The sequence below is a fragment of the Polaromonas sp. genome (genome assembly GCF_043778355.1).
GTDB lineage: Bacteria > Pseudomonadota > Gammaproteobacteria > Burkholderiales > Burkholderiaceae_C > Polaromonas.
In genome coordinates, this window is record NZ_JAYWHI010000046.1 from 16755 (window position 1) to 27781 (window position 11027).

Annotated in this window: 12 protein-coding genes and 1 tRNA gene; all 13 read left to right on the forward strand. The window is 60.3% G+C overall.

What is annotated here, in order from left to right; genetic code table 11:
- Nucleotides 1-115 precede the first annotated feature (115 nt).
- Nucleotides 116-1408, forward strand: a complete 1293-nt coding sequence (locus ACH2CW_RS07710) for a branched-chain amino acid ABC transporter substrate-binding protein (protein ID WP_395056762.1) — start codon at nt 116-118, stop codon at nt 1406-1408.
- Between the two features lie 9 nt (nt 1409-1417).
- Complete coding sequence (locus ACH2CW_RS07715) at nt 1418-2599, forward strand: pyridoxal phosphate-dependent aminotransferase (protein WP_395056764.1); 1182 nt, start codon at nt 1418-1420, stop codon at nt 2597-2599.
- Between the two features lie 137 nt (nt 2600-2736).
- Nucleotides 2737-3003 (forward strand): 30S ribosomal protein S15, encoded by a 267-nt coding sequence (gene rpsO, locus ACH2CW_RS07720; protein WP_395056766.1) that lies wholly within the window; start codon nt 2737-2739, stop codon nt 3001-3003.
- Between the two features lie 209 nt (nt 3004-3212).
- Nucleotides 3213-5330: a polyribonucleotide nucleotidyltransferase gene (gene pnp / locus ACH2CW_RS07725; protein WP_395056768.1), complete on the forward strand. Its 2118-nt coding sequence runs from the start codon at nt 3213-3215 to the stop codon at nt 5328-5330.
- A gap of 71 nt (nt 5331-5401) precedes the next feature.
- Nucleotides 5402-6388 (forward strand): NAD(P)H-quinone oxidoreductase, encoded by a 987-nt coding sequence (locus ACH2CW_RS07730; RefSeq protein ID WP_395056770.1) that lies wholly within the window; start codon nt 5402-5404, stop codon nt 6386-6388.
- A gap of 13 nt (nt 6389-6401) precedes the next feature.
- Nucleotides 6402-7151, forward strand: a complete 750-nt coding sequence (gene tpiA, locus ACH2CW_RS07735) for a triose-phosphate isomerase (RefSeq protein ID WP_395056772.1) — start codon at nt 6402-6404, stop codon at nt 7149-7151.
- Nucleotides 7152-7184: 33 nt separating this feature from the next.
- Nucleotides 7185-7601, forward strand: a complete 417-nt coding sequence (gene secG, locus ACH2CW_RS07740) for a preprotein translocase subunit SecG (RefSeq protein WP_395056774.1) — start codon at nt 7185-7187, stop codon at nt 7599-7601.
- Nucleotides 7602-7715: 114 nt separating this feature from the next.
- Nucleotides 7716-7800 (forward strand) — tRNA-Leu (locus ACH2CW_RS07745).
- Nucleotides 7801-7894: 94 nt separating this feature from the next.
- Nucleotides 7895-8254, forward strand: coding sequence for an NADH-quinone oxidoreductase subunit A (locus ACH2CW_RS07750; RefSeq protein ID WP_188709041.1), 360 nt, complete (start codon nt 7895-7897; stop codon nt 8252-8254).
- Nucleotides 8255-8315: 61 nt separating this feature from the next.
- Nucleotides 8316-8795 (forward strand): NADH-quinone oxidoreductase subunit B family protein, encoded by a 480-nt coding sequence (locus ACH2CW_RS07755; protein ID WP_092126779.1) that lies wholly within the window; start codon nt 8316-8318, stop codon nt 8793-8795.
- Nucleotides 8795-9406, forward strand: a complete 612-nt coding sequence (locus ACH2CW_RS07760; RefSeq protein ID WP_395056777.1) for an NADH-quinone oxidoreductase subunit C — start codon at nt 8795-8797, stop codon at nt 9404-9406. Before ACH2CW_RS07755 ends, ACH2CW_RS07760 begins: the two co-directional genes overlap by 1 nt.
- Nucleotides 9407-9507: 101 nt before the next feature.
- Nucleotides 9508-10761 (forward strand): NADH-quinone oxidoreductase subunit D, encoded by a 1254-nt coding sequence (locus ACH2CW_RS07765; protein ID WP_395056779.1) that lies wholly within the window; start codon nt 9508-9510, stop codon nt 10759-10761.
- 17 nt (nt 10762-10778) lie between these two features.
- The coding region (locus ACH2CW_RS07770) for an NAD(P)H-dependent oxidoreductase subunit E (protein ID WP_395056781.1) at nt 10779-11027 on the forward strand (249 nt) is incomplete at its 3' end.

Genomic DNA, 11027 nt, shown 5'->3' on the forward strand with positions numbered 1-11027 from the left:
GAGACCTCCAAAGGTTGAATGGGGGAAATTTCCCCTACACTTCGCGGCTCTCAACCGTGATCGCCGCATGCACAGCAAGTAGGCGTGGGCGGGTGTATTTCAAGGAATTTTTTGAATGTATTTTTTTGCGTCTCCCCTCTTGAAACGTCTCGCGCTGACCCTAGCGGCCTGCGCCGGTTTGTCATCGCCGGCTTTGCTGGCGCAGTCTGCAACGGCGACTCAGCCGCCTGTGCGCGTGGCCTTGATTGAAAGCCTGTCCGGGCCTTTCGCCAACACCGGCGAAGCGGTGTTTCGCAACCTGACCTGGGCGGCGGAACGGGTCAATGCGCGCGGTGGCATCAAGCTGCCCGGCGGCAACCGCGTGCTGGTCTTCGAGCGCTACGACAGCAAGGGTCAGAACGAGGAAGCCCTGTCGGCACTGCGTTCGGCGATAGACGATGGCATCACCCTGGTGGCCCAGGGCAACTCATCGTCAACTGCCGCAGCGTTGATCGACGCGATCAACAAGCACAACGACCGCGAGCCGGGCAAACGTCTTCTGTTCATGAACTATTCGGCGGTGGATCCGGTGCTCACCAATGACAAATGCAGCTACTGGCATTTCCGTTTTGATGCCCATGCCGACATGCGCATGGCGGCCTTGATGGATGTGCTCAAGGACGACAAGGCGCTCAAGAGCGTCTACCTGATCGGTCAGGACTACAGTTTCGGCCAGGCGGTGGGGCGGGAGGCGCGCAAGCAGTTGGGCATTCAGCGCCCGGACATTCAAATTGTCGGTGACGAGTTGCACCCCATCGGACGGGTCAAGGACTTTCTGCCCTATGTGGCCAAGATCAAGGCCAGTGGCGCGCAGGCTGTGTTGACCGGCAACTGGGGCAATGACCTGACCCTGCTGGTGAAGGCCGCCAGAGAGGCTGGTTTTGAGGGCAAGTTCTACACTTTTTACGGCAACGCGCTCGGCGTGCCGGCGGCCCTTGGCGACGCCGGTGTCGGCAAGGTAATCGCGGTCGCCGACTGGTTTCCCAATGCGGTCAGCGCCCAATCCGAAACTTTTTACCAGTCCTTTCGCCAGCGGTTTCCCAAACCTCAGGACGACTATGTTCACATGCGCATGCAACTGATGGTGGAGGCGCTGGTACAAAGCATCGAAAAGGCGGGTTCTGTCGAATCGGCTGCGGTCGCCGCGCAACTGGAAAAGGCGGTGGTGCTGTTTGCCGGCCACCAGGGCGTGATGCGCGGTGCCGATCACCAGTTCCAGCAGCCTTTGCTGGTGGCCGTGATGGACAAACAGGGTGCGCCGGGGGTCAAGTTTGACGTGGAAGGATCGGGTTATGGCTTTCGCGTGATCAAGACCATTGCTGCGGCGCGTGCCGAGCAGCCGCACACCTGCAAGATGGTCCGTCCCTGAAAGGTCTCCATGCGACAGGTTGTTCTCGATCTTGAAGAGTCCCTGATCCGTCAGGTGGCCAATGCCGGTATCGGGCGCAGCGATGTGCTCAAGTTCTGGTTTGGCGAGAGTGATGAAGTCACCCCGGCCTTTATTCGGGAGGCCGCTGCGCGTTCGCTCAGCGAAGGCGAGACTTTTTATGCGCACAACCTCGGGCTGGCCGAACTGCGCGAAGCCATCGCCGCCTATTGCAGCAACTTGCGCTGCACCGGGGCGACGCCTGTGGGGGCCGACAGAATTGCGGTCACGTCGGGCGGTGTCAATGCGCTGATGCTCGCAGTGCAGGCGGTGGTGGACGCTGGCGATGAGGTGGTGGCCGTGACGCCGGTCTGGCCCAACCTGACCGCGCAGCCGGTCATCATGGGCGCGCAGGTGCGGTGCGTGAGCCTCAAGCCAGTTGCGGGCCGGTGGCAGCTCGACATGGACGAGCTGCTCAAGGCGGTCACCGTCCGTACCAAACTGCTGATCGTCAATTCACCCAACAACCCGACCGGCTGGACCTTGAGTCGTGCGGAGCAGGAACTGTTGCTGACGCATTGCCGCAAGACCGGCACCTGGATCCTGGCTGACGAGGTCTACGAGCGCCTGTATTACGAAACATCGCAAAGTGGATGCGCCCCGAGTTTTCTGGACATCGCCCAGCCGGACGACCGGCTGATGGTGGCCCACAGTTTTTCAAAAAGTTTTTTGATGACCGGCTGGCGCCTGGGCTGGCTGGTGCTGCCGGCGTCGGCCACGACGCACATGGGCAAGCTGATCGAGTTCAATACCTCCTGCGCACCGGTCTTCATCCAGCGTGCCGGCGTGGTGGCCCTGCAGCGCACCGACGAAGTGACGCCGCAGGTGGTGGCGCACCTGAAAAGCTGCCGCGACACCCTGGTGCCCCTGCTTCAGGCTGTGCCGGGTGTCGAAGTGTCCCCCGCGCCGGGCGGCATGTATGCCTTTTTCCGGCTGGCCGGGCAGGGTGATGCGTTCGATACGGCCAAACGTCTGGTGGTCGAGGCCGGTTTGGGGTTGGCGCCGGGTGATGCCTTCAGCGTCGACCGCTCGCCAGCGATGCGGGGCTGGCTGCGCTGGTGTTTTGCCAGCCAGGACCTGGGCCGGCTGAGCGACGGTGTGGATCGCCTGGCCGGCTGGTTGAGGCAACCCTGAGCCATCCTGGGCTATAATCCAAGGCTCTGCAAAAAAATGGGCGCCTCGCACGAGGCACACGCTGCAGAACACGACGGTACCGGTCAACTCCCACTTCGGGAACACTGCGCCGCTCGCAAGTTACACAAGGAATATTCATGATCGAGAAATCCATCAAGGCCGAGATCGTCAAGGCCAATGCACGCGCCGCCAACGACACGGGTAGCCCGGAAGTCCAGGTCGGCCTGCTGACCGGCCGCATCAATGAACTGATGCCCCATTTCAAAACCCATGCCAAGGATCACCATGGTCGCCGTGGCCTGCTGCGCATGGTGAGCCGCCGCCGCAAGCTGCTGGACTACCTGAAGTCCAAGGACGCGGCCCGTTATGTTGCGCTGATCGCCAAGCTTGGCCTGCGTAAATAATCGCTGATACGACTGCAAAGCGCCTGAGTTAGTTAACTAGCTCAGGCGTTTTTTACTTCGGAGCAAGGCAAAACGATCACGCGCTGTGTCATTCCACAAGAAAAGACCTGAAACCGCAGGCATTTTGTGGAATGGCATCGTGTTCTGCCAGCCGCCACTCCGGGCCTCCGGCGCTGCCTCAAGCGCCTGAATCTAGTGGAGAAAAAAACATGAGCATTTTCAATAAAGTCACCAAATCGTTCCAGTGGGGCCAGCACAAGGTCACCATGGAAACCGGCGAAATCGCGCGTCAGTCCGGCGGCGCCGTGATGGTGGACATGGACGGCACCGTGGTGCTGGCCACCGTGGTTGCCAAGGCCGACGCCAAGCCTGGTCAGGACTTCTTTCCCCTGACAGTTGACTATCTTGAAAAAACCTACGCCGCCGGCCGCATTCCCGGCAGCTTCTTCAAGCGTGAAGGCCGCCCCAGCGAGTTTGAAACCCTGACCTCGCGCCTGATCGATCGCCCGATCCGCCCGCTGTTTCCTGAAGGCTTCTTCAACGAAGTCCAAGTCGTGATCCACGTGCTGTCGCTGAACCCTGAAGTTGAAGGCGACATTCCCGCACTGATCGCTTCAAGCGCCGCCCTGTCGATTTCCGGCATCCCGTTCAACGGCCCGATTGGTGCCGCGCGCGTGGCCTACATCGACGGCCAGTACGTGCTGAACCCCGGCAAGACCCGGCTCAAAGACTCCACCATGGACCTGGTGGTGGCCGGTACCGAAGCTGCCGTGCTGATGGTTGAGTCCGAAGCCAAGCAACTGTCGGAAGAAATCATGCTGGGCGCCGTGGTGTTTGGCCATGAGCAGGGCAACATCGCCATTAACGCGATTCATGAACTCGTTCGTGACGCCGGCAAACCGGTCTGGGCCTGGCAGGCGCCTGCCAAAGACGAGCCGCTGATTGCCAAGGTCAACGCGCTGGCTGCCGCCAAGCTGGAAGCTGCTTACCAGATCCGCGCCAAGCAGGCTCGCACGCAGGCTTGCCGCGTGGTGACGTCCGAAGTCATGGCTGCGCTCAAGGCCGACGGCGCTGCCTTTGACAGCGTCGCTGTCGAAGGCATGTTGTTCGACATTGAAGCCAAAATTGTGCGCAGCCAGATCCTGTCCGGCGAGCCGCGCATTGACGGTCGCGACACCCGCACCGTGCGTGCGATCGAAATCCGCAACAGCGTGCTGCCCCGTACCCACGGTTCGGCGCTGTTTACACGCGGCGAAACCCAGGCGCTGGTCGTGACCACGCTGGGTACCGAGCGTGACGCACAGCGTATCGACGCCTTGTCGGGCGACTACGAAGACCGCTTCATGCTGCACTACAACATGCCTCCGTTCGCCACCGGCGAAACCGGTCGTGTCGGCAGCCCGAAACGCCGTGAAATCGGTCATGGCCGTCTGGCCAAACGCGCGCTGATCGCCGTGTTGCCCTCCAAGGAAGAATTCCCGTACACCATGCGTGTGGTCAGCGAGATCACCGAGTCCAACGGCTCCTCGTCGATGGCGTCGGTCTGCGGCGGCTGCCTGTCGCTGATGGACGCTGGCGTGCCGATGAAGGCCCACGTGGCCGGTATCGCCATGGGCCTGATCAAGGAAGACAACCGTTTTGCCGTGCTGACCGACATCCTGGGTGACGAAGATCATCTGGGCGACATGGACTTCAAAGTCGCCGGTACCACCGCCGGTATCACCGCGCTGCAGATGGACATCAAGATCCAGGGCATCACCAAGGAAATCATGCAGGTCGCGCTGGCCCAGGCCAAGGAAGCCCGCATGCACATCCTGGGCAAGATGCAGGAAGCCATGGGCGAAGCCAAGGCTGAAGTTTCTGACTTCGCGCCGCGCCTGTATGTCATGAAGATCAACCCCGAGAAAATCCGTGACGTGATCGGCAAGGGCGGCGCCGTGATCCGCGCGCTGACCGAAGAAACCGGCACGCAGATCAACATCGAGGAAGACGGCACCATCACCATCGCGTCGAATGACAGCGCCAAGGCTGACGAAGCCAAGCGCCGCATCGCCGAGATCACCGCCGAAGTCGAGATCGGCAAGGTCTACGAAGGCGCGATCACCAAGATCCTGGACTTCGGTGCGCTGGTCAACCTGATGCCCGGCAAGGACGGCCTGCTGCATATCAGCCAGATCGCCCACGAACGTGTCGAGCGCGTGACCGACTACCTGAGCGAAGGCCAGATCGTCAAGGTCAAGGTTCTGGAAACCGACGAAAAAGGCCGCGTCAAGCTGTCGATGAAGGTGTTGCTGGACCGCCCTGCGCAGGGCCAGGATCAGGGTTGATTTGCTATTGAATTTGTAGCTGCTTGCGCCCGCTAGATATGGGCGGCAGCTACAAAATACTTAAAAACTTCATGCAAGCAGTTGAAATTACCAGCTATGGCGCGCCGGACGTGCTGCGCCTGGGTGAGCGGGCCGACCCGGTGGCGGGTGCGGGCGAGTTGCTGATTCGCGTGTCCGCCTCCGGTGTGAATCGGCCGGACGTGTTGCAGCGAACCGGCAATTACCCGGTTCCACCGGGCGCTTCTGATATTCCAGGGCTGGAAGTTGCCGGCGTCGTCGTCTCTGGCGACGCCGCGGCGATGGCGCAGGCGAATCTGAAGGTCGGCGACCGCATTTGCGCGTTGGTGGCCGGCGGCGGTTATGCCGGGCTGTGTGTTGCGCCGGTCGGCCAATGCCTGCCGGTGCCGGAAGGCTTCAGCGACATTGAGGCAGCGTCCTTGCCGGAAACCTTTTTCACGGTCTGGAGCAATGTGTTTGACCGCGCCCGGCTGCAGAAGGGTGAAACGCTGCTGATCCAGGGTGGCTCCAGCGGCATCGGCGTCACCGCGATCCAGCTTGCCAAGGCCATGGGCGCGACCGTGATCGTGACAGCTGGCAGCGACGAAAAATGCGCCGCCTGTCTGAAGCTCGGGGCCGACCACGCGATCAATTACAAGACCGCTGATTTTGCCGAAGAGATCAAGACAATCACTGCCGGAAAAGGCGTGAACGTGATCCTCGACATGGTCGCCGGCAGTTATGTGGCGCGCGAAATCGGTTGTCTCGCCGAGGACGGCCGTCTGGTGTTTATTGCCGTGCAGGGCGGCACCAAAGCCGAATTTAATGCCGGCCTCGTACTGCGCAAGCGTCTGACCATCACCGGCTCCACGCTGCGTCCGCGCTCCATCGAATTCAAGACGGCGATTGCCCAGGCACTTACGGACAAAGTCTGGCCATTGCTGGCCAATGGCAGCATCAAGCCGGTGATTCATAGCACGTTTGCGGCGGCTGATGCGGCCCAGGCGCATGTGCTGATGGAGTCCAACCAGCACATCGGCAAGATCGTTCTGACCTGGTAAAGCACTGCAAGCCATGAAAAAACTGATCGCAGGAAACTGGAAGATGAACGGCAGCCTGGCTGCCAACGAGGCCTTGCTGCGCGAGATAGCGGCTGGCCTGTCCGGACAGCCCGCATGCGCGATTGCGGTGTGTGTGCCTGCGCCTTACCTGTCGCAGGTCCATGCCCTGCTGGCGGCAACGCCGGCCGTGGCGCTTGGCGCGCAGGATGTCTCCAGCCAGACATCCGGTGCGTTCACCGGTGAAGTCGCTGCCTCCATGCTGAAGGAGTTCGCCTGTCGCTACGTGATTGTGGGTCACTCCGAGCGTCGCCAGTACCATGGTGAAACCGACGCGCTGGTGGCCGACAAGGCCAAGGCCGCACTGGCTGCCGGCGTCACACCGATTGTGTGTGTCGGTGAAACGCTGGCCGAACGCGAGGCCGGTCAGACCGAGCAGGTGGTCAAGCGGCAGCTGGCGGCCGTGATCCACACCAATGGTCATTGCATCAGCGAGATCGTTGTGGCTTACGAGCCTGTCTGGGCCATAGGCACCGGCAAGACCGCGACGCCTGAAGAAGCGCAGGCGGTCCATGCCGTGTTGCGCGCTCAGCTCAAAGCGGCGAGTGACCAGGCGGCACGTGTGAAGATTTTGTACGGTGGCAGCATGAATGCTGCCAATGCTGCGTCCTTGTTGGGCCAGGCCGATATCGATGGCGGCCTGATTGGCGGTGCGTCGCTCAAGGCCCCGGATTTTTTGAAAATTATTGCTGCAGCCCCCATCTGACGGGAAGCATGCGCTATTAAATTAGGAGTTGATATGAATGTTTTGCTGACGGTTGTTCTGGTGGCCCAAATGGTTTCCGCACTGGGCATGATTGGTCTGATTCTGGTCCAGCATGGCAAAGGCGCCGACATGGGCGCGGCGTTTGGCAGTGGCGGCTCCGGCAGCCTGTTTGGTGCCAGCGGCAGCGCCAATTTTCTGTCGCGCACAACGGCGGTGCTGGCTGCGGTGTTTTTTGTGTGCACCCTGGCGCTGGCCTATTTCGGCAATGCCCGCCCGCAGACCGGTTCCAGCGTCCTCGAAGGCTCATCGCTGACGGCACCTGTGCCTGCACTACCGGCTTCCGGCGCGGCGCAGATTCCGGGCACGACCACGCCCTCTACCGTTCCCGCGACCACTTCTACGCCGCCTGCGCCGGGTGTTCCTGACTCAGGTCAAATTCCGACGAAATAGAGTGGCGAACACGCCGCTTTCCACAGGGAGCGGCGCAATTTCAGGGTAAACTCTGAGACTGCCCGGAAAGCCAAAACCGCAAGGTTCCTCATGCCATCCGGGCACTTAAAAACCGCGGACGTGGTGAAATTGGTAGACACGCTATCTTGAGGGGGTAGTGGCGAAAGCTGTGCGAGTTCGAGTCTCGCCGTCCGCACCACTTACAGGCATGAGCGGCACTGCACGGGCCAGGCTGATCACCTTGAACAGCACACTGGCACAAGGCAAAGCAGCTTCCAGAAGTTGAATTGACGATGAACCTCGACCAATACCTTCCCGTCCTGTTGTTTGTTCTGGTCGGCGTTGCTGTCGGCGTGGTGCCCCAGGTGCTGGGTCGGCTGCTCGGTCCCAACAAGCCCGACAGCGAAAAAAACTCCCCTTACGAGTGTGGCTTCGAGGCCTTCGAAGATGCCCGCATGAAATTCGATGTGCGCTACTACCTGGTCGCCATCCTGTTCATTCTTTTCGACCTTGAAATTGCCTTCCTGTTTCCCTGGGCCGTGGCGCTCAAGGAAATCGGCGCGGTGGGTTTCTGGTCGATGATGATTTTTCTGGGCATTCTTGTCGTGGGTTTTGCCTACGAGTGGAAAAAGGGCGCCCTGGACTGGGAATAAGAAAAAGATTCCGAGGGTCTGTCGCGACAGGTTCGCAGCGCTCCACGAATAAGGCACGGTTATGTCACTTGAAGGTGTTTTCAACGAAGGCTTCATGACCACGAGTTACGACTCGGTGGTCAATTGGGCCAAAACCGGATCGCTCTGGCCCATGACGTTTGGTCTGGCTTGCTGCGCGGTCGAGATGATGCATGCGGGTGCCGCGCGGTACGACATCGACCGTTTCGGCATGTTGTTCCGTCCCAGCCCACGCCAGTCCGACCTGATGATCGTCGCTGGCACCCTGTGCAACAAGATGGGTCCGGCCCTGCGCAAGGTGTACGACCAGATGTCCGAGCCGCGCTGGGTGTTGTCCATGGGGTCGTGCGCCAATGGTGGTGGTTACTACCATTACAGCTATTCGGTCGTGCGCGGCTGCGACCGCATCGTGCCGGTGGATGTCTATGTGCCTGGCTGCCCTCCGACGGCTGAAGCCTTGATGTACGGCATCATCCAGTTGCAGCAGAAAATCCGCCGCACCAACACCATAGCGAGGGCTTGATGGGTCCCTTGCATCCTGCTACTGCCGAGCAGCTCGCAGCCATTGTCACCGCTGCCCTGGCTGAAAAAGCCAGACGTGTCACTGTCGCCTTTGGTGAAGTCACCGTCGTTGTGGCTGCCTCCGACTACCCCGCTGCTGCCCTCATCCTGCGCGATGCCAAGGGCTGCCAGTTCGAGCAACTGATTGATCTGTGCGGCCTCGACTACTCCGAGTACGCCGACGGCCGTTACGATGGCCGGCGCTTTTGTGTCGCCACGCATTTGCTCTCCATCAGCCTGAACCAGCGTGTGCGCCTCAAGGTGTTCTGTGATGACGACGATTTCCCGGTTGTGGCCTCGCTCAACGAGGTGTGGAATGCAGCGAACTGGTTTGAGCGTGAAGCCTTCGATTTGTTCGGCATCATTTTTGAAGGTCACAACGACTTGCGTCGCATCCTGACCGACTACGGTTTTATCGGCCATCCTTTCCGCAAGGATTTCCCGACCACGGGTTACGTCGAGATGCGTTACGACCCCGAGCAGAAACGTGTGATCTACCAGCCGGTCACCATCGAGCCGCGTGAAATCACGCCGCGTGTGATTCGTGAAGATAACTATGGGGGGGTGCAGTAGTCCTTTGTCGTTGCGGGCTTGACCCGCAATCCACGGTGGCGTGTCCACCAGCATGGATGCCGGATCGAGTCCGGCATGACAAAGCAGAGGCAAAACCAAACATGGCTGAAATCAAAAACTACACGCTTAATTTCGGGCCCCAGCATCCGGCTGCCCACGGTGTGCTGCGCCTGGTGCTCGAGCTCGATGGCGAGGTGATCCAGCGCGCCGATCCGCACATCGGCCTGCTGCACCGCGCCACCGAAAAACTCGCGGAGAGCAAGACCTACATCCAGTCGCTGCCCTACATGGACCGGCTCGACTACGTGTCGATGATGTCCAACGAGCATGCCTACTGCCTGGCCATCGAAAAACTGATCGGCGTGGATGTCCCGGTGCGCGCCCAGTACATCCGTGTGATGTTCTCCGAGATCACGCGCCTGCTGAATCACCTGTTGTGGTTGGGTGCGCACGGTTTCGACTGCGGTGCGATGAATATCCTGATTTATTGCTTCCGTGAGCGTGAGGCGCTGTTCGACATGTACGAAGCCGTTTCCGGCGCGCGCATGCATGCGGCCTACTTCCGTCCGGGCGGTGTGTACCGCGACCTGCCGGAAACCATGTCTCAGTACAAGGTCAGCAAGATCAAGAACGCCAAGGCCATCGAAGCCCTGAATGAAAACCGCCGGGGCTCTTTGCTGGACTTCATCGAGGACTTCACCGCCAAGTTCCCGAAGCTCGTCGACGAATACGAAACCCTGCTGACTGACAACCGTATCTGGAAACAGCGCACGGTCGGTGTCGGCGTTGTGTCGCCAGAGCGCGCGCTGAACCTCGGCTTCACCGGCCCCATGTTGCGCGGCTCTGGTTTTGCCTGGGATTTGCGCAAGCAGCAGCCTTATGACGTCTACAGCCAGATGGACTTCGATGTGCCCGTCGGCAAAACCGGCGACTGCTACGACCGTTACCTGGTACGTATCGAGGAGATGCGCCAATCCAACCGCATCATCAAACAGTGTATTGACTGGCTGCGCGTTAATCCCGGTCCGGTGATCACCAGCAACCACAAGGTGGCTGCGCCCGACCGCGAGTCCATGAAGTCGAACATGGAAGAGCTGATCCACCACTTCAAGCTGTTCACCGAAGGTTTTCACGTGCCCGAGGGTGAAGCCTACGCGGCGGTGGAGCACCCCAAGGGCGAGTTCGGCATCTACATCGTCAGTGATGGCGCCAACAAGCCCTACCGTCTGAAGATTCGCCCGCCGGGCTTTCCGCACCTGGCCGCCATGGACGAAATGTCGCGCGGGCACATGATTGCCGATGCAGTTGCCGTGATCGGCACCATGGACATTGTGTTCGGCGAGATTGACCGGTAAACCGCATGAGTTCCACCATGATTCCAGCACACACACAGGCGCCAGCGGCGTCCTTGTCCGAGCAGGCTTTCGTGCGCTTTGCGCGTGAAGTTGCCAAATACCCGGCGGACGGCAAGCAGTCGGCGGTGATGGCCTGCCTCACCATCGTTCAGGAAGAGCTCGGTTTTGTCAGTGCCGAGAGCGAAAAAATCGTGGCTGATTACCTGGGCATGGCGCCGATTGCCGTGCATGAGGTCACCACCTTCTACAACATGTACAACCAGAAG

What these genes read in the sequence shown, in the direction of transcription:
- secG (WP_395056774.1), top strand. Translation starts at nt 7,185, where the DNA reads ATGAATGTTTTGCTGACGGTTGTTCTGGTGGCCCAAATGGTTTCCGCA.
- rpsO (WP_395056766.1), top strand. Translation starts at nt 2,737, where the DNA reads ATGATCGAGAAATCCATCAAGGCCGAGATCGTCAAGGCCAATGCACGC.
- ACH2CW_RS07755 (WP_092126779.1), top strand. Translation starts at nt 8,316, where the DNA reads ATGTCACTTGAAGGTGTTTTCAACGAAGGCTTCATGACCACGAGTTAC.
- ACH2CW_RS07730 (WP_395056770.1), top strand. Translation starts at nt 5,402, where the DNA reads ATGCAAGCAGTTGAAATTACCAGCTATGGCGCGCCGGACGTGCTGCGC.
- ACH2CW_RS07750 (WP_188709041.1), top strand. Translation starts at nt 7,895, where the DNA reads ATGAACCTCGACCAATACCTTCCCGTCCTGTTGTTTGTTCTGGTCGGC.
- pnp (WP_395056768.1), top strand. Translation starts at nt 3,213, where the DNA reads ATGAGCATTTTCAATAAAGTCACCAAATCGTTCCAGTGGGGCCAGCAC.
- ACH2CW_RS07760 (WP_395056777.1), top strand. Translation starts at nt 8,795, where the DNA reads ATGGGTCCCTTGCATCCTGCTACTGCCGAGCAGCTCGCAGCCATTGTC.
- ACH2CW_RS07765 (WP_395056779.1), top strand. Translation starts at nt 9,508, where the DNA reads ATGGCTGAAATCAAAAACTACACGCTTAATTTCGGGCCCCAGCATCCG.
- ACH2CW_RS07715 (WP_395056764.1), top strand. Translation starts at nt 1,418, where the DNA reads ATGCGACAGGTTGTTCTCGATCTTGAAGAGTCCCTGATCCGTCAGGTG.
- ACH2CW_RS07710 (WP_395056762.1), top strand. Translation starts at nt 116, where the DNA reads ATGTATTTTTTTGCGTCTCCCCTCTTGAAACGTCTCGCGCTGACCCTA.
- tpiA (WP_395056772.1), top strand. Translation starts at nt 6,402, where the DNA reads ATGAAAAAACTGATCGCAGGAAACTGGAAGATGAACGGCAGCCTGGCT.